This window comes from Enterobacter sp. DC4, from assembly GCF_000568095.1.
In the GTDB taxonomy this organism is placed as follows: Bacteria; Pseudomonadota; Gammaproteobacteria; order Enterobacterales; family Enterobacteriaceae; genus Enterobacter; species Enterobacter pseudoroggenkampii.
In genome coordinates this window covers 59,995-78,151 of record NZ_AZUB01000002.1, presented here as the reverse complement: position 1 = coordinate 78,151, position 18,157 = coordinate 59,995, and the positions used below count along the sequence as shown (strand labels likewise).

The window sequence follows — 18,157 nt, the reverse complement described above, 5'->3', positions numbered from 1 at the left end:
GCACCGCGCCGCCGGGGAAAATGCCGGATAGCGCTGCGCGCATCCGGCCTACATAGCAGGTGCCTTACCTCTTTTTCGAACGCAGAGCCGCCTGATGTCCTGCAAGGGTACCAAAAATAATGATATCTGCCACCGCGTTACCGCCGATACGGTTACCGCCGTGGATCCCGCCGACCACTTCACCGGCCGCAAACGCCCCTGGCAGCACGTTGTGGTTGCTGTCCAGCACGCAGGTTTCGATGTTGATGGTCACGCCGCCCATGGTGTGGTGCACGCCCGGCGCAATCTGAATGGCGTAGAACGGCCCTTCGTTGATCGGTGCACGCAGCGCGGTGGTACGACCAAAATCGTCATCGTGCTGTTTCTCAACGAAACCGTTGTAACGTTCCAGGGTCGCGAGGAAAGCGTGGTAGTCCATGCCGAGCGCTTCTGCCAGGGCTTTCGGCGAGCTGGCGCTGGTCACGAAGCCTTTGGCAATGTACTCATCCGCGGCTTTGTTTTTGGCGCGTACGTGCTCGTCAAAGACGATGTAAGCGTATTTCTCCGGCAGCGCGATGATTGACGCCGAGACTTTATCGCGGGTCGACATTTCGTTGTAGAAGCGTTCCCCTTTCTGATTGACCAGAATCGCCCCACCGCCGCGAATGGATTCGGAAATCAGGTACGAGGTTTTCTGCTCGACGGTTGGGTGAATTTGGATTTCGCCCATATCCACAGTGCCCGCCCCGATACGCTCCAGCAGAGCGATGCCGCCGCCGGTAGCCCCTTTGTGGTTGGTGGTGACGAACCCTTCCAGATCCGGACGGTATTTCACAACCATCTGGCTGTTGGCGCTGAAACCACCGGTAGCGACAATCACGCTTTTGGTTGCCACGGTGACGGTTTCGTTCTCTTCGGTGGTCAGACGTACGCCGGTCACTTCGCCGTTCTCGAAGATAATGTCGCTGACGGAGGTATCCAGCATCACCTCGATGTTGCGTTTGTTCACGTTACGCACCAGGCCGCTAATCAGGTAACCGCCCACCGCAGAACCGTCTTTTGGACGGTGAGTACGGTCGATGCTCATCCCGCCGGTGGTGGTGATGTCGTTCAGCATAATGCCGCGCGTTGCCAGCCACTCAATCGCCTGTGGCGCGTTCTCGACAAAGCGACGCAGCAGTTCAGGGTTGTTCTTGTTGCCGCCGCCTTTCAGGCTTTCCTGGTAGAACAGCTCTTTGCTGTCCTGAATGCCCTTCACGCGCTGGAAGCGGGTTTCGGCGGCATTCATACCGGCAGAGGCTTTAATGGTATTCCCGCCGATGGTTGGCATTTTCTCAACAATCAGCACGCTCGCGCCTTCGTCGTGCGCCTGAATCGCCGCCGCCAGACCGGCGCCGCCGCTACCGACAACCACCACGTCCACGCTGCGGGTTTCGTTCGGGTCAACGCCCTCTTCCGCTGCCAGCGCTTTGCTGGATTTCAGCATCGCTTTAGAGACCGCTTTCTTCACCGCTTCACTCTGGCTGGTTGCGCCGGTGATGGCATCCACGTGCGGGGTATTGGCATCCAGAATGCGGGTGCGGATCTCTTCAAAGCTGGTCACAAACTCAACGTCTTCACTCGGGCCAGAGGCCAGCTCGATGTCCGCAATGCGGTCGGTTTCCAGGCTGACGTTAATCACCAGTTCGTTAGCGTCATCCTGCACTTTCTCAGCAAAGGTACCCGGTTTGAATTTGGATTCGCCCATGCTCATGTCGCGGATCATCGCTTCTACCAGCGAGAAGCGCCACAGCGGTTCAGGAATGCTCAACGCCTCGCGTTTGGTGCTGTCCATAAACAGCTCAAGGCTTTCGCCAGCCGCGATGCGGTCTGTCCAGTCAGGATAAGCGATGGTGGCGCGGCCCACGGCAATCAGGTCGTAACCGTGGTCAAGCGCTTCATTCACGTCTGAAGCATTTACCACACCGCCCACGCCCATGACCGGAACCTGCGCCAGCGTTTCAGAACGCATCGCGCAGTATTTTTCGATAAGCGGCGTCGGGTCCTGGGTGTCGACAATGGAAGGTCGCAGGGTCGCGCCGACGGAGAAGTGCAGGTAGTCCACGCCGCGCGCCGCCAGTTTCTCCAGCAGGTACATGGTGTCGTCAAAGCGGATGCCCGGGATTTCCATCTCTTCAGGGGAGAAGCGGTAGCCAATAATAAACGCGTCGTCAGCGTACTGACGCACCATCTTATGGGTGATATCCAGCACCGCCAGCGGGAACTTCGCGCGGTTATCGCGGCTGCCGCCCCACTCGTCATCGCGCTGGTTAGAGTTTGGCGAATAGAACTGCTGAATCAGATAGGTATTCGCCCCGTGGATTTCCACGCCGTCGAAACCGGCCTGGATGGCGCGGCGCACGGCCTCACCAAACTTGCCGATCATGCCTTCAACTTCTTCAGCGGTCATAGCTACTGGCGTAGCGGCACCTTCACGCGGCGCAGCTACGGCGCTCGGGCCAACCGGGGTACGGCCACCAATCAGTTTCGGGTCAACCATGCGGCCGCCGTGGTAGATCTGCAGCAGAGCCTTGGAGCCTTTGGACTTAATGGCCTCTGCGATTTTCGCCAGCCCGGCAATTTTCTCGTCATTATCAATACCGATTGCGCCCGGGAAGGCGAGGCCGAGATCGTCGACGAAGCAGCACTCCACAATAATGGTGCCGATACTGCCGGAACGGGCACGATAGTACTCCACCAGTTCACTGGTAACGGTGCCGTCGTAATAGCCGGTACAGGTGGTCATAGGGGCCATTAACAAACGGTTTTTCAGTTCAGTACCATTCGGTAATGTGAAGGGGCTAAGAATGCGTTCGTTAGTGCTCATAATAGAAACTCCAAACTTTAAAAATTAAGAATTCGTTATCGGATTGGTTTTTTAGTTCGTCGTTATTTGCCGATGTCATGATATTAATATAATGATTTTTTTAGCTTCTAAAGTTATTACGTTAGTTAAAAAACTATTTAATCCCTGCAATAACACAAATAACACATTGGTGTTAGCGAATGTAATTCAGTCATTCACAATAATTTAAAATTCGTTAAATGGTTAATGGTAAAACCATTTCACCATAACACATAAAAACCGTTTAAAATCAATACAATGAAAAATAACAAAAGGTAAACATGTTACAAGAATGATAAAATTTACTCATAAAATACGTAATACCCACATACGCCTGAGTGGTTATTAATAAAAGCATAAAAATAACGCTGCAATTCTGTTTTTTTGATCCCGATCAATAGTTATGGCATCCAAAAGCGCAATATAAAAACATCATCATTTTTTAATTTAGCGCCTCAATAAAAGCGTTAAATTGCTATTACTGAAAATACAAAACAGCATCTTTAATAACTAAAAAAAGCAAAGAAACTTAAGAAAGTGATTTTGTTTTTCAGTGCAGCCGAATTTTTGACAACTTAAGACGTGAAACTATGAATACAAAAACTGCTGTAACGCCCCCTGTGGCGAACCAGGCATCAAATGGAAACGCAAAACGATTGCTGATGATGGCGTTACCCATCGTCGTCGCCGTACTGCTGCTGTTTGTTCCGGTACCAGAAGGACTGCCTCCTTACGCATGGCACTACTTCGCCATCTTCGTCGGCGTGATCGTCGGTTTGATCTTCGAACCCCTGCCGGGTGCGGTGATCGGTCTGACCGGCGTGGTCGCCATTGCCCTGTGCAGCCAGTGGGTGCTGTTCAGCCCTGAGCAGCTGGCTGACCCGAAATTCAAGCTGGCAGGCGCCTCCTTTAAGTGGGCGGTGAGCGGGTTTGGTAACTCTACCGTCTGGCTGATTTTCGGTGCCTTTATGTTCGCCGCAGGCTATGACAAAACCCGCTTCGGCCGCCGTCTGGCGCTGATTCTGGTGAAATACCTTGGCCGTCGCAGCCTGACGCTCGGTTACGCGATTACGTTTGCTGACCTGCTGCTGGCACCGTTCACCCCATCCAACACCGCGCGCAGCGGCGGGACCATCTACCCGATTATCGCTAACCTGCCGCCGCTGTACGGTTCAAAACCGAACGACCCAAGCGCGCGTAAGATTGGTTCTTACCTGATGTGGGTGGCGATCACCGCGGCCTGTATCACCAGTTCAATGTTCCTCTCCGCCCTCGCGCCGAACCTGCTGGCCCTGGCGCTGGTGAAAAGTACGGTTGGTATCGACATCTCCTGGGGCACCTGGTTCCTCGCCTTCCTGCCGCTGGGTATCCTGCTGATTCTGGCCATGCCGCTGCTGGCCTACTGGTTCTACCCACCAGAAGTGAAGGTGAACAACGAAGTGCCGCTGTGGGCGACCCGTGAGCTGGAAAAACTGGGCAAACTGTCCCGCAATGAAATCCTGCTGCTGGTGTTCGTGTGCTGCGCGCTGCTGATGTGGATCTTCGCCGCTGCGTGGATTGAACCCGCTATGGCTGCCCTGCTCATCGTGGGCCTGATGCTGTGGACCGGCGTGCTGGAGTGGAACGATATCACCGGTAACAAAGCCGCATGGAACACCTTCGTCTGGTTCGCGACCCTGGTTGCGCTGGCGGATGGCCTCTCCTCTACCGGCTTTATCAGCTGGTTAGGCAAAGAAGGCGGTCTGTTGATGAGCGGTATCTCTCCGGGCGTGGCGACCATCGTCCTGCTGCTGGCGTTCTACCTGCTGCACTACCTGTTTGCCAGCACCACCGCGCACACCACGGCGCTGCTGCCAGCGATGCTGACCATCGCCTCCACCATTCCGGGCATGAATATGGAAGTGTTTGTTCTGCTGATGGTGACCTCGCTGGGCGTGATGGGGATCATCACCCCGTACGGTACTGGCCCAAGCCCGATTTACTATGGTAGCGGCTACCTGCCAACCAAAGACTACTGGCGCCTCGGCACCATCTTCGGTGCCATCTTCCTGGCGGCCCTGCTGCTGATTGGCTATCCGTGGATGTCCATGATGTTCTGATTCCTGACCGCCGGACTTCTCCTCCGGCGGTTTTATTTTTGTGGAGCAATACGCTATGTCAAACAAACCGTTTATCTACCAGAACCCCTTCCCTCTTTCCCATGACGACACCGAATACTACCTGCTGACCAAAGAGCACGTCTCCGTTGCCGAGTTCGAAGGCCAGGAGATCCTGAAAGTGGAGCCGGAAGCGCTGACCCTGCTGGCGCAGCAGGCCTTCCACGACGCCGCATTTATGCTGCGTCCTTCCCACCAGAAGCAGGTTGCCGCCATCCTCAACGACCCGGAAGCCAGCCAGAACGACAAGTACGTTGCCCTGCAGTTCCTGCGCAACTCCGAAATCGCGGCCAAAGGCGTGCTGCCGACCTGCCAGGATACCGGCACCGCTATCATCATGGGTAAAAAAGGCCAGCGCGTCTGGACCGGCGGCGGTGACGAAGCGGCCCTGAGCCAGGGCGTGTATAACACCTACATTGAAGATAACCTGCGCTACTCGCAGAATGCGGCGCTGGACATGTATAAAGAGGTGAATACCGGCACCAACCTGCCGGCGCAGATTGATCTCTACAGCGTGGACGGGGACGAATACAAATTCCTGTGCATGGCAAAAGGCGGCGGTTCTGCCAACAAAACCTATCTGTACCAGGAAACCAAAGCGCTGATCACCCCGGCAAAGCTGAAAAACTATCTGGTTGAGAAGATGCGCACTCTGGGAACTGCGGCCTGCCCGCCTTACCATATCGCGTTTGTGATTGGCGGTACGTCAGCGGAAAGCACGTTGAAAACCGTGAAGCTGGCCTCCACGCGCTACTACGACGCGCTGCCAACCGAAGGTAACGAACACGGCCAGGCATTCCGCGACGTTCAGCTCGAACAGGAGCTGCTCCAGGAAGCGCAGAACCTCGGCCTCGGCGCGCAGTTTGGCGGTAAATACTTCGCCCACGATATCCGCGTGATCCGCCTGCCGCGCCACGGGGCCTCCTGTCCTATCGGCATGGGCGTCTCTTGTTCCGCAGATCGCAACATCAAAGCGAAAATCAACCGCGACGGGATCTGGATTGAAAAACTGGAGCACAACCCGGGCCAGTACATTCCTGAATCACTCCGCCAGCAGGGTGAAGGCGACGTGGTGAGCATCAATCTGGACAAACCGATGAATGAGATCCTGACGCAGCTCTCCGCTCACCCGGTCTCTACCCGCCTGTCGCTGAACGGTACCATCATCGTGGCGCGCGACATCGCCCACGCGAAGCTGAAAGAGCTGCTGGATAACGGTGAGGAACTGCCGCAGTATGTCAAAGATCATCCGATCTACTACGCAGGCCCGGCCAAAACGCCGGAAGGCTACGCGTCTGGCTCACTCGGCCCGACCACGGCGGGACGTATGGACTCGTATGTGGACTTACTGCAGTCCCACGGCGCGAGCATGATCATGCTGGCGAAAGGCAACCGCAGCCAGCAGGTAACCGACGCCTGCCATAAGCACGGCGGCTTCTACCTGGGCAGCATTGGCGGCCCGGCGGCGGTGCTGGCGCAAAACAGCATTAAGAGCCTGGAATGCGTCGCGTATCCGGAGCTGGGAATGGAAGCCATCTGGAAGATCGAAGTGGAGAACTTCCCGGCGTTTATCCTGGTGGATGACAAAGGCAACGATTTCTTCCAGCAGATCCAGAACCAGCAGTGTAAAGGCTGTTCACAGCGCTGAGTAAGAGATGCCGGGCGGCGCAACGCTGCCCGGCGGTAACTGGTTACTCTGCGTCTGCGTTATGTCACAAAACCGAGATATCAGCCACTTAGCTACATTAGGTGAATTAAAAATCAATTAGTTGTTAAGTTATTGTTGCCATTAATTGTATTTTTCCGGCGAATAATATTCATGCAAAAAATGCATCAGCCGATGCGGCATTTGCGCTTATCTATTTCCTCATCCTGATCCAGTTTTCAGAAACAGACGCGTAAAACGTCAACAATAAACTGGAGATAACCATGTTTTCCTCAACCTCACCTGCAACCGTACGTTCGAAGGCGGGCGCGATACTTCGCGTGACGTCCGGCAACTTTCTTGAGCAGTTCGATTTCTTTCTGTTCGGCTTCTATGCCACCTACATCGCCCACACGTTCTTCCCGGCGAGCAGTGAATTTGCGTCGCTGATGATGACCTTCGCCGTCTTCGGCGCGGGCTTTTTAATGCGTCCGATCGGTGCAATCGTGCTTGGCGCGTATATCGACAAGGTGGGGCGCAGAAAGGGGCTGATTGTCACGCTGTCCATCATGGCGGCGGGGACATTCCTGATTGTGCTTATCCCCTCTTATCAAAGCATCGGCCTGTGGGCGCCGCTGCTGGTGTTGACGGGGCGTCTGCTGCAGGGTTTTTCCGCCGGTGCCGAGCTTGGAGGCGTCTCAGTTTATCTGGCTGAAATCGCCACGCCGGGCCGCAAGGGCTTTTACACCAGCTGGCAGTCCGGTAGCCAGCAGGTCGCCATTATGGTCGCCGCGGCGATGGGCTTTGCCCTAAATGCCCTGATGGAGGAGAGCGCTATTCGCGAATGGGGCTGGCGCATCCCGTTCCTGTTCGGCTGTTTAATTGTGCCGTTTATCTTTTTCCTGCGCCGCAAGCTGGAGGAGACGGAAGAGTTCAGCGCGCGCCGCCATCATCTGGAGATGCGTCAGGTCTTTAAAACGCTGCTTGGCAACTGGCAGGTGGTGGTCGCGGGCATGCTGATGGTAGCGATGACCACTACCGCGTTCTACCTAATCACCGTCTACGCCCCCACCTTTGGCAAAAAGGTGCTGATGCTGAGCGCCTCGGACAGCCTGCTGGTCACGCTGCTGGTGGCGATCTCTAACTTTATCTGGCTGCCGGTGGGCGGTGCCCTGTCGGATCGTTTCGGGCGCAAGCCGGTGCTGATTGCCATGACTCTGCTGGCGCTGGCGACCAGCTACCCGGCCCTGACGCTGCTGGCGAACGCGCCCAGCTTCTCGATGATGCTAAGCGTCCTGCTGTGGCTCTCCTTCCTCTACGGCCTCTATAACGGCGCGATGATCCCGGCCCTGACGGAGATTATGCCGGCTGAAGTGCGCGTGGCGGGGTTCTCGCTGGCTTACAGCCTCGCAACGGCGGTCTTTGGCGGCTTTACCCCGGTGATGTCCACCGCGCTGATTGAATACACCGGCGACAAAGCCTCGCCGGGCTACTGGATGAGCTTCGCCGCGATATGTGCCCTGCTGGCGACGCTCTACCTCTACCGCCGCCGCGCGGTATCGCTGCAAAACACCGTCAAGTCAGAGGGGGCAGTATGAAACGCACTTATCGCTATACCGCCAGCGCGCTGGTGCTGACGTTCCTGAGCGTCAATGCCTTTGCCCAGGACGTGAAGGTGATGATCTCAGGGGGTTTTAAAGCCGCCCTTGAAAAGCTGGCCCCGGAATATGAACACCGGACCGGGGATAAAATTGTGATCATCCCTGGCCCCTCAATGGGCAATACGCCGCAGGCGATCCCAAACCGACTGGCGCGCGGCGAGAAGGCCGACGTGGTGATTATGGTGGGCGATGCGCTGGAGAAGCTCGAAAAGGCCAGCCAGACCCAGCCGGGTTCGCGAACGGAACTCGCGGATTCTCCCGTTGGCATGGTGGTAAAAAAAGGAGCGAAAGTACCGGATATCAGCAGCGATGCGAAACTGGGTGAAACGCTGCTGCAGGCGAGCTCCATCGCCTACTCTGACAGCGCCAGCGGCAGGTATGTCAGCCAGGCGTTGTTCAAAAAGCTGGGAATAGAAAAAGAGGTGGCCGGTAAAGCGACAAAGGTCGAGCGTATTCCGGTTGCCTCAGAAGTGGCGAAAGGAAAATACGCCGTGGGCTTCCAGCAGGTCAGCGAGCTGCTGCCGGTTCAGGGCGTCACCTTTGTCGGGAAAATCCCTGACAATCTACAGTACATCACGCGCTTCGCGGGTGCGGTCACCCGCCATGCAGAACATTCTGCGGAGGGGAAAGCGCTGTTGACCTATCTCGCCTCACCGCCTTCAAGGGCCGTCATTACGGAGACGGGGATGATCCCCGTTACGTCCGGCGATACTGCTCGGTGATCTGCTTTTCCAGTTCAGCCGCAATGTAAGACTGGATGCGCCCCCGGCGCCGGATAAGCCCCACGGTGCGTTTCACTTCTGGCGCCACCAGCGGCAGATGCGTCAGCAGCGTGTGCTCTGAGGTCGGCATCGACATGGCGGGGACGGCAGCGATGCCGATCCCCGCCTCTACCATACCGAGCATTGTGGTGACGTGGCGTGTTTCGCAGACGCTGGGCCGCTCGGGAACAATATCCCCCAGCATCCGATCGAGCAGGTTACGGTTACCTGACGTTTTATCGAGGGAGATATAATCCTGCTGGTAAAACGCCTTCCACGTCAGGTGACTCTTCTGCGCCAGCGGATGATCCTTTCTGCACGCCGCGACGTAGACATCCTCCACCAGCGGGAAAAATTCGATTTCAGACGGCAGGTTTCCTGCAAAGCAGATACCAAAATCCGCCTGGCTGCGGGCCACGGCGTCAATCACATTGCCCGCGCTGCTGTCGATGAGCTTAATGCGAACGCGCGGATAGCGAGACTGAAAACGCCGGATCACGTCAGGCATAAAGTAACAGGCCGCGGAAGGAACCGTGGCAACCGTGATCAGCCCCGTCCGCTCTTCGCTGGCCTTATCGACATCCGCCAGCATTGACTCAACGCTGTCGAGCAGCTGCGCGGAGCGCTCGGCAAAGTTTTGTCCGTAGAGCGTCAGCGCCACGCGGCGGGTGGTGCGATCGAACAGCCTGTTTCCCAGCGCGGCTTCCAGCTTTTCAATCCTGCGGCTCAGCGCCGACTGGGATAAACAGATAGATTCAGCGGCGACACGGAAGTTACCGTATTCCACTAACGCTCTGAAAGCATAAAGATCGTTAAGGTCAAAATTCACGGGCATAGCGTCTGGATGTCCTGTCAGGGAATACGCAACAAAGTCAAAAATAATAGCGTCTTATTGACCAGCCGCAACCGGTGAGGTGTTGAAATTCAGATTAGTGTTCGTTGTAGTCAAGGTAACGATGGTTTCTCTTTGTCGGTGAATTCACTGAGACTACAGACAAGGCTACGACAGACTTCACAAAATGAAGGTGATGCCCGCAAACCGCTACCCACCGCTACGTACGAATGATAGTTTATTCAGGCTGGAATTGTCGCAGTGAGCGATTTTCTGGCATCTTAACCGAACCTGACTTTCCCATTTTTGTTCAAGTGACGAGTTTGCGAGCAAAGCGATGATAAAGTGGCCCTGGAAAACGAATGAGGCTGGCCGGGATATGGCGCTGCCATGGGATGACGCACTGACGATCCCTGTTCTGGCTAATCTTAAACCGGATGAACAATCGAAACTGGTTCAGCTGGCGGATCGTTTTTTACAGCAAAAACGCCTGGTTCCACTGCAGGGTTTCGAACTCGATCCCCTGAAAAACGCCCGCATCGCCCTGCTTTTCTGTCTGCCGGTGCTTGAGCTCGGCATTGAGTGGCTGGACGGTTTCCACGAAGTGCTTATCTATCCCGCACCGTTCGTGGTGGATGACGAATGGCAGGACGATATCGGGCTGGTGCACAACCAGCGCGTGGTGCAGTCCGGACAAAGCTGGCAGCAAGGGCCGATAATCCTCAACTGGCTCGACATTCAGGACTCGTTCGACGCCTCCGGTTTTAATCTGGTTATCCATGAGGTGGCGCACAAGCTGGATACCCGCAACGGCGATCGCGCCAGCGGCGTCCCGCTGATCCCGCTTCGCGAGGTGGCGGGCTGGGAGCACGACCTGCATGCGGCGATGGATAACATCCAGGATGAAATAGACCTGGTCGGCGAAAGCGCGGCCAGCATTGACGCCTATGCGGCAACCGACCCGGCCGAATGCTTCGCGGTGCTCTCGGAGTATTTCTTCAGCGCGCCCGAGCTTTTCGCGCCCCGTTTCCCGGCGCTGTGGCAGCGTTTCTGCCAGTTTTATCAGCAGGATCCCCTGCAGCGTCTGCGGCAACATGAGGAGTCTGGCGGCCATGCCTCCCGCCAGATCCATTAAGGTTTTTCAGCAGGGGGACGCTCGGTTGACCGTACCCCTATGCTCAGGGCTAAAAACAGCACCGCCATTCCCCATGCGGCCACCGTTAAAGCCTGCTCCCCGTAAAAGCGCGTCACGACCGGCACCAGCAGTGCGCTGACGCCGTAGCCTAACGTGTGGCTGGTGGCGATGACGCCCGCCCCTTTCCCGGTGGTCAGCCTGTCGTTCAGCAGCAGCTGGTAGCCCGGCGTGGCCATCGCCGCCCCGAGTGACGTGATAACAATCCCTACGTAGAACAACGCTAAACCGGCGACAGACATCAGCCCAAGCCCTGCCACCATTAACACCGCCGCGATGCAGAGCAATGTCACCGGGCTGAAATGCTGCGGGCGTACCACCAGAAACTGTGCCGCGAGCGTGGCCAGCGCGGCCAGGCTCAGCAGGAGCGCGACATGATGGCTGATCTCCCGGGCGTTACCGTCCAGCAACGGGCTAAGATGCGGTGACAGGCCAATCTGCATCAGGCTCACCAGCGCCGCCAGCAGCAGCGCCAGCAGCAGGAACGGTAGCATGGAGACCTGCAGGCGGGTTGCCTGGTGGGCTACCGGCGGCAGCGGCGGGTCAGCGACTTCGCGAAGCACCAGCAGCAGAGCGATAAGCGGCGCAACCGCCATCAGCCAGAGCGGCGCCACCGGATTAACGCTGAGCATCAGCGCCGCCAGCGGTGGGCCGAGCAAACGTCCGCAGCTGAGGCCGGAGCTTATCGTCGCCAGCGCCGCCATTCTTTTCTCCAGCACCGCACGCTGAATCGCCCACGTCTGGGCCGCAGGCACCAGCCCCGAGACCGTCAGTCCGTAGAGCAGGCGCGAGAAAATAAGCCCCGCCAGCCCCCAGACCGTATCCAGCCTTCCGGCCGCCATCGCCCAGACCACCAGCGCCATCACGACAAAACTGGCCAGATAGCCGCTTAGTGAGGCCAGCATGACGGACTTACACCCCCGCCGCTCGCTCTGACGCCCCCACCAGGGTGATGCCGGTAAAAAGAGCATGGATCCAAACATCAACAGCCCGGCCCAGACCGAGAGTGACAGCCCGGTCAGGGTGACCAGCTGCGGGAGCATCACCAGCAAACCGTTTTGCCCGATGCCCAGTAAACCCGCAGATAGCGCCAGGGGCCAGTTAGCTTTTGAGGTGACGTTTTCGGTCAATATTTCAGAGTCAGTGCGCATGAGAATGTGAACATAGTGTCAATAAATGTGTGGAAATTATGAAGTTTATGAAAACAAATATTGCAAAAATGGTTGCGACTGTAAACAGAATGAATATCATAACGAGAATTATTATCAATCATGGAATGAGGTACATCTATGCGTGCTCTGCTCCGCGCCGCCGGTACAGACGTTGCAGCCCAGTGTTTTTTGAACGCCCTGTTGCGCGAAACGAAGGACTGGCGCTATCTCCCCGCTACCGATGCGGATGCGCTATCTGAGATCCATATCCCGCTTTCCCAAACCCAGGCGCTTCGGGTGCCGGTACGCTATTTCTCTCCTACCCAGCATCATCAGTACCATTTCCCGGCAACGCTTATTCAGAGCAACAGCGACCGCAGTGACGCTGTCACATTCTCTCAACTGGTTGGTTTAATTCTTGAAAAACCGTCCGTAAAAGGCTCGCTGGATGCCGATACGCTGGCGCGTTTTAAGCAGCGCGTTCTCGAAAGCCATGTCCACACCTGGCAGGCGATTGATTTACGCCACCGCTGGGCAACCCTGCGCGATAAGCCTCTGACGTTTGCCGACGCGGAACAGGCGCTGCTGGTCGGCCATGCGTTTCATCCGGCACCGAAGTCGCACGAGCCGTTCAACGAAACCGAGGCGCGTCGCTATCTGCCCGATTTCGCCTCCCGCTTCCCGCTGCGCTGGTTTGCCGTTGAGAGCACGCTCGTTGCCGGCGACAGCCTGAACGTCTCCCTGCGTGAGCGTCTGCTGCGCTTCGCGGCCGAGAGCGCGCCCGAGCTGCTCGGCCACTTCACGGACACCCGCTGGCTGCTGCCGATGCATCCGTGGCAGGCCGACTATCTGCTGGAGCAGGAGTGGTGCCAGCGTCTGGCGGAAAACGGTTCACTGCAGGACCTGGGTGAAGCGGGCGCACAGTGGCTGCCCACCAGCTCGTCACGCTCGCTGTACAGCGAGACCAACAGCGACATGATTAAGTTCTCCCTCAGCGTGCGTCTGACCAACTCCGTGCGCACGCTGTCGGTGAAAGAAGTTAAGCGCGGCATGCGTCTGGCGCGCCTGGCGAAAACGGAACGCTGGCAAGATTTACAGGCGCGCTACCCGACCATGCGCGTGATGCAGGAAGACGGCTGGGCGGGACTGCGCGATGACAGTGGCGTCATTCAGGAAGAGAGCCTGATGGCCCTGCGCGTTAATCTGCTGTTCGATACGCCAGACACCCAGACCAACGTGCTGGTGAGCCTGACGCAGGCCGCGCCGGACGGCGGTGACAGCCTGCTCGCCGCGGCAGTGCGCCGTCTGAGTCAGCGTCTTGATCTACCGCTCGCCCAGGCCGCCCGCTGCTGGCTGGACGCCTACTGCGATCGCGTATTGCTTCCGCTGTTCAGCGCCGAGGCGGACTACGGTCTGGTCCTGCTGGCGCACCAGCAAAATATCCTCGTTGAGATGCAGCAGGATTTCCCGGTCGGGCTTATCTACCGCGACTGCCAGGGCAGCGCGTGGACCGAAGGCGCCGACGCGTGGCTGAAAGAGGCGGGTGAAACGGAGGTAGAAAACCGCTTCGGTGAGAGCCAGCTGCTGCGCTACTTCCCTTATTACCTGCTGCTGAATTCTACCCTTGCCGTTACCGCCGCCCTTGCTGCCGCCGGTTTTGACAGCGAGGAGAGCCTGATGTCCCGGGTACGCGACGCACTGGCGGAACTGCGCAAGACGGCAGCGCAGACCCGCTGCCTCGACTACGTGCTCGACAGCCCGACCTGGAACTGCAAAGGCAACTTCTTCTGCTACCTGCACGATCGTAATGAAAACACCATCGCCGATCCGGCGGTGATCTATTTCGACTTTAGCAACCCGTTCTACAAGGAGAAGGCGTGATGGCTATCGCGAATATCGTCCATTCCGGCTACGGCTTTCGCTGCAACGCAACGGATCGCGCCCTGCCGCTGGCGTTGGGTCTCGACGGCAGCGCGGTGCTGGAGCGTCTGAAGGGGATCCCGGACGGCTGGCTGGTGGAAGCCCTGGATCAGCTGTTTGTGGCCGCCCCCGCGCTGACCGGCATTATGTTATCCTGGGCGGACTGGCAGGATGAACCCCAGGCGCAGGCGCTGTTTCGTCTGGCAAGCGGGGATTATCTGGCCCGCGATGCCTTCTGGCAGCTGCCGCTGTGGCTGAAAGGCGAACGGCATCAGGCCAGCGGCGGCATGCAGTTTGACGAGAGCCGTCAGCTGTACTTCCCGCTGCGCCCTCGCCGTCCGCAGGGCGAAGTGTACCGCCGTTACGATCCGCAAATTAAGCGCACCCTCAGCTTCCGCGTCGCCGACGTGGCGCTGGACGGCGAACGCTTTACCCGCTGGATGAACAACCCGCGCGTGAACGCCTTCTGGGAGATGGCGGGCCCGCAGGCCGAGCAGGAAAGCTACCTGCGTCGTCAGCTTGACTCGACCTACTGTTACCCGGTTATCGGCTGCTTCGACGACCAGCCGTTCGGCTATTTTGAACTTTACTGGGCGGCGGAAGACCGCATTGGCCGCCACTACCGCTGGCAGCCGTTTGACCGCGGCCTGCACATGCTGGTGGGCGAAGAGAACTGGCGCGGCGCGCAGTATATCCGCAGCTGGCTGCGCGGCCTGAGCCACTACCTGTATCTCGATGAACCGCGCACCACGCGGATTGTTGCCGAGCCGCGCTTCGACAACCAGCGCCTGTTCCGCCATCTGGCCTCCGCCGGTTTCGACACGGTGAAAGAGTTCGACTTCCCGCATAAACGCTCGCGTCTCATCATGAGCCAGCGTCACCGCTTCTTCAGCGAGGTGGGCCTGTGAACACGCTCTGGGAAAAAGTGAACCGCGAGATGGTGGCGAAGATCCTCGCCGAGCTGGAATACGAACGCACCCTGCGCGCCGAGCCGCTTGCGACTGACGCCTGGCGCATCACCATGGGCAACGAGTCCTGGCAGTTTTGCGCCACGCGAGGGATCTGGGGCTGGCTGCATATCGACCCGGACAGCCTGACCACTGCCAGCGGCGATGCCGTCGAAGCGGAAAGCGCGCTGCTGCAGCTGGCAACGGTGCTGGAGATGAGCGACGCGCAAACGGCAGAGCACATGGAAGATCTCTACGCCACGCTGCGCGGCGACATGCAGCTGCTGCATGCGCGTGAAGCGCTGGACGCGGACGCGCTGATCCACCTCGACCCGGACGAATTACAGTGTCTGATGCGCGGTCACCCGAAGTTTATTTTCAACAAAGGTCGCCGCGGATGGGGGCTGGACGCGCTGCGTCAGTACGCGCCGGAATACCGCGGACGTTTTCGTCTGCACTGGGTTGCCGTTCAGCGGGAGCATCTGGTCTGGAGCAGCGATGGCGATTGCGATATCAGCACCCTGCTGGCTAGCGCCATGGACAATGCCGAGCACGCCCGCTTTGACGCCCGCTGGCAGGCGCTGGGTCTCGACGACAGCTGGCTGCCCGTGCCGCTGCACCCGTGGCAGTGGCAGCAGAAGATCGCCATTCATTTCCTGGCGCAACTGGCGCGCGGTGAGATGGTTGAGCTGGGCGAGTTTGGCGATGAGTACCTGGCGCAGCAGTCTCTGCGCACGCTCACCAACGCCAGCCGTCGCGCGCCGTTTGACATCAAGCTCCCGCTGACCATCTACAACACCTCCTGCTATCGCGGCATTCCGGGCAAGTACATTGCCGCCGGGCCGCTGGCCTCGCGCTGGCTACAGCAGCAGTTCGCCAGCGACGCCACGCTTGCCCACTCTGGCGCGCAGGTGCTTGGCGAACCCGCTGCCGGATACCTGTCGCACCCGGGCTATGCGGCGCTGCCGAAAGCGCCCTATCGCTATCAGGAGATGCTGGGCGTGATCTGGCGCGAGAACCCGTCCTGCTATCTGCAGGACGGCGAACAGGCGGTGCTGCTGGCGGCGCTAATGGAAACCGACAACGCCGGGTGTGCGCTGATCGACGCGTGGATCAACCGTTCCGGGTTAAGCGCCGACGCATGGCTGGAAAAACTGTTTGAGGCATCGGTCATCCCGTTCTATCACCTGCTCTGCCGCTACGGCGTGGCGCTGATCGCCCACGGCCAGAACGTGACGCTGGTGATGAAGGACTACGTCCCGCAGCGCATCCTGCTGAAAGATTTCCAGGGCGATATGCGCCTGGTGGATGAGGATTTCCCGCAGGCGCAGAGCCTGCCGGAGCAGGTGAAGGCCGTCACGGCGCGCCTGAGCGCGGATTACATTATTCACGACCTGCAAACCGGCAACTTTGTGACGGTGCTGCGTTTTATCTCACGCCTCACCCTGCAAAGCGGCGTCAGCGAAACGCGTTTCTATCAGATCCTCGCCGGAGTGCTGCACCGCTATATGGCCGCGCACCCCGAGCTTGCTGAGCGCTTCGCGAAGTTCGACCTGTTTAAGCCGCAGATTATTCGCGTGATCCTCAACCCGGTCAAACTGACCTTCTCCGAACACGACGGCGGCAGCCGCATGCTGCCGAACTACGTCACCGACCTTGATAACCCTCTTTTTCTCGCCTCCCGGGAGTCAGCGCAATGAAAACCTATGATTTCATCGGCATTGGTATTGGCCCGTTTAACCTCAGCATCGCCGCGCTGGCGGAAGGGCTGGACGGCTTTAGTTCGCTGTTTCTTGAGCGTAAACCGCACTTCTCCTGGCACCCCGGCATGATGGTGCCGGACTGCCACATGCAGACCAGCTTCCTGAAGGATCTGGTCAGCGCCGTGGAGCCGACCAACCGCCACAGCTTCCTGAACTACCTGGTGCAGCGCAAAAAGTTCTATCGCTTCCTGACCACCGAGCAGCGCACCGTTTCTCGCGAGGAGTTTGCGGACTATCTGTGCTGGGCGGCGGACAACCTCACCAACCTGTCCTTTAGCCAGCAGGTGCAGCAGGTGAGCTTTGATGAGAAAAACGGCCTGTTTGAGGTGGTGACCCAGCGCGACCGCTTCCTGGCGCGGCACGTCTGCGTGGGGATTGGCAAACAGATCAACCTGCCCGACTGCGTCACGACGCAGGACGATACCTGCTTCCACGCCAGCGAGATGATGCTGCGCACGCCGGATCTTACGGGCAAGCGCGTCACCGTCGTCGGCGGCGGCCAGAGCGGCGCCGACCTGTTCCTGAATATCTTCCGCAGCGAATGGGGCCAGCCGCTGAGCCTGAACTGGGTCTCACGCCGCAACAACTACAACGCGCTGGATGAAGCCGCCTTTGCTAACGAGTATTTCACGCCGGAGTACGTGGACAGCTTCTCCACGCTGGGTGAAGAGGCGCGTCGTCAGATGCTGCACGAGCAGAAGATGACCTCCGACGGCATCACCACCGAGTCCCTGCTGGCGATTTACCGCGCCATGTATCACCGCTTCGAAGTGCTGCGTGAAAAACCCTGGGCGCATCTCCTGCCGTCCCGCTCGGTGACGTCCCTGACGCGCCAGGAAAACGGGCATCGTCTGAGCATTCAGCACCACCTCGACGGCGGCCGCGAGCAGCTGGAGAGCGACGTGACGATCTTCGCCACCGGCTACCGCGCCGTGCAGCCTGCATTCCTGGCGCCGCTGTCTCACCGTCTGCATCTGGATACGGACGAAGCCTTCTGCATCAACAACGATTTCACCCTCGAATGGGACGGTCCGCAGAGCAACCGCCTGTTCGCCGTGAATGCCGGGATGCACCGTCTCGGCATTGCCGAACCCCAGCTCAGCCTGATGGCCTGGCGCGCGGCGCGAATTCTGAATCGCGCGCACGCCGACGAGCCGTTTGAGCTGGCCACCACTCCTGGCGTTATCCACTGGCGAAGCACCACCAGCCCGGAGAACAGTCAGGTTTTTAAATCATTAGCAAAAACCACCGAGTACTGACACACAC

12 protein-coding genes are annotated in these 18,157 nt (G+C 58.4%); 9 read left to right on the top strand and 3 right to left on the bottom strand.

Annotated elements, in window-relative coordinates:
- Positions 1–64: 64 nt before the first annotated feature.
- Positions 65–2,845, bottom strand: coding sequence for a flavocytochrome c (locus P349_RS18020; protein ID WP_032646397.1), 2,781 nt, complete (start codon positions 2,843–2,845; stop codon positions 65–67).
- Positions 2,846–3,453: 608 nt separating this feature from the next.
- Here P349_RS18020 and P349_RS18025 point away from each other — a divergent pair.
- From P349_RS18025 to P349_RS18040, 4 genes are all read left to right on the top strand, one after another.
- On the top strand, positions 3,454–4,962 hold the full coding sequence (locus tag P349_RS18025) for an anion permease (RefSeq protein ID WP_073961501.1): 1,509 nt from the start codon (positions 3,454–3,456) through the stop codon (positions 4,960–4,962).
- A gap of 55 nt (positions 4,963–5,017) precedes the next feature.
- The gene (fumA, locus tag P349_RS18030; RefSeq protein ID WP_032646400.1) at positions 5,018–6,667 is read left to right on the top strand and encodes a class I fumarate hydratase FumA; all 1,650 of its coding nucleotides are present in this window, start codon (positions 5,018–5,020) and stop codon (positions 6,665–6,667) included.
- A 281-nt stretch (positions 6,668–6,948) separates the two neighbouring features.
- Entirely contained in the window at positions 6,949–8,262 is a 1,314-nt protein-coding gene (locus tag P349_RS18035) for an MFS transporter (RefSeq protein WP_032646401.1), read from the top strand.
- Positions 8,259–9,047, top strand: coding sequence for a substrate-binding domain-containing protein (locus tag P349_RS18040; RefSeq protein ID WP_032646402.1), 789 nt, complete (start codon positions 8,259–8,261; stop codon positions 9,045–9,047). The genes P349_RS18035 and P349_RS18040 overlap by 4 nt, the downstream gene beginning before the upstream one ends.
- Here the strand turns inward: P349_RS18040 and P349_RS18045 are convergent.
- Positions 9,022–9,921: a LysR family transcriptional regulator gene (locus P349_RS18045; protein ID WP_032664070.1), complete on the bottom strand. Its 900-nt coding sequence runs from the start codon at positions 9,919–9,921 to the stop codon at positions 9,022–9,024. The genes P349_RS18040 and P349_RS18045 overlap by 26 nt on opposite strands.
- A gap of 334 nt (positions 9,922–10,255) precedes the next feature.
- Here P349_RS18045 and mtfA point away from each other — a divergent pair, with 334 nt between their 5' ends.
- Positions 10,256–11,053 (top strand): DgsA anti-repressor MtfA, encoded by a 798-nt coding sequence (gene mtfA / locus P349_RS18050; RefSeq protein ID WP_032646406.1) that lies wholly within the window; start codon positions 10,256–10,258, stop codon positions 11,051–11,053.
- Here mtfA and P349_RS18055 read toward each other — a convergent pair.
- Positions 11,050–12,261, bottom strand: coding sequence for an MFS transporter (locus P349_RS18055; protein ID WP_032646407.1), 1,212 nt, complete (start codon positions 12,259–12,261; stop codon positions 11,050–11,052). The two genes, mtfA and P349_RS18055, sit on opposite strands and share 4 nt — an antisense overlap.
- Before the next feature lie 138 nt (positions 12,262–12,399).
- On the opposite strand from P349_RS18055, the gene P349_RS18060 reads away from it, so the two are divergent.
- The 4 genes from P349_RS18060 to P349_RS18075 are packed head-to-tail and all read left to right on the top strand — an operon-like array spanning position 12,400 to position 18,150.
- The gene (locus P349_RS18060) at positions 12,400–14,142 is read left to right on the top strand and encodes an IucA/IucC family protein (protein WP_032646408.1); all 1,743 of its coding nucleotides are present in this window, start codon (positions 12,400–12,402) and stop codon (positions 14,140–14,142) included.
- The gene (locus P349_RS18065) at positions 14,142–15,089 is read left to right on the top strand and encodes a GNAT family N-acetyltransferase (RefSeq protein ID WP_032646411.1); all 948 of its coding nucleotides are present in this window, start codon (positions 14,142–14,144) and stop codon (positions 15,087–15,089) included. Before P349_RS18060 ends, P349_RS18065 begins: the two co-directional genes overlap by 1 nt.
- On the top strand, positions 15,086–16,828 hold the full coding sequence (gene iucC / locus P349_RS18070; protein ID WP_032646412.1) for an IucA/IucC family protein: 1,743 nt from the start codon (positions 15,086–15,088) through the stop codon (positions 16,826–16,828). Before P349_RS18065 ends, iucC begins: the two co-directional genes overlap by 4 nt.
- A complete protein-coding gene (locus tag P349_RS18075) occupies positions 16,825–18,150 on the top strand; it encodes a lysine N(6)-hydroxylase/L-ornithine N(5)-oxygenase family protein (RefSeq protein ID WP_032646413.1) in 1,326 nt (441 codons plus the stop codon). The genes iucC and P349_RS18075 overlap by 4 nt, the downstream gene beginning before the upstream one ends.
- Positions 18,151–18,157: the final 7 nt, after the last annotated feature.

Bases quoted from the DNA above. Each gene is read 5' to 3' on its own strand.
- P349_RS18045 (WP_032664070.1), bottom strand. From the start codon at position 9,921: ATGCCCGTGAATTTTGACCTTAACGATCTTTATGCTTTCAGAGCGTTA.
- P349_RS18055 (WP_032646407.1), bottom strand. From the start codon at position 12,261: ATGCGCACTGACTCTGAAATATTGACCGAAAACGTCACCTCAAAAGCT.
- P349_RS18035 (WP_032646401.1), top strand. From the start codon at position 6,949: ATGTTTTCCTCAACCTCACCTGCAACCGTACGTTCGAAGGCGGGCGCG.
- mtfA (WP_032646406.1), top strand. From the start codon at position 10,256: ATGATAAAGTGGCCCTGGAAAACGAATGAGGCTGGCCGGGATATGGCG.
- P349_RS18020 (WP_032646397.1), bottom strand. From the start codon at position 2,845: ATGAGCACTAACGAACGCATTCTTAGCCCCTTCACATTACCGAATGGT.
- fumA (WP_032646400.1), top strand. From the start codon at position 5,018: ATGTCAAACAAACCGTTTATCTACCAGAACCCCTTCCCTCTTTCCCAT.
- P349_RS18060 (WP_032646408.1), top strand. From the start codon at position 12,400: ATGCGTGCTCTGCTCCGCGCCGCCGGTACAGACGTTGCAGCCCAGTGT.
- P349_RS18075 (WP_032646413.1), top strand. From the start codon at position 16,825: ATGAAAACCTATGATTTCATCGGCATTGGTATTGGCCCGTTTAACCTC.
- P349_RS18040 (WP_032646402.1), top strand. From the start codon at position 8,259: ATGAAACGCACTTATCGCTATACCGCCAGCGCGCTGGTGCTGACGTTC.
- P349_RS18025 (WP_073961501.1), top strand. From the start codon at position 3,454: ATGAATACAAAAACTGCTGTAACGCCCCCTGTGGCGAACCAGGCATCA.
- P349_RS18065 (WP_032646411.1), top strand. From the start codon at position 14,142: ATGGCTATCGCGAATATCGTCCATTCCGGCTACGGCTTTCGCTGCAAC.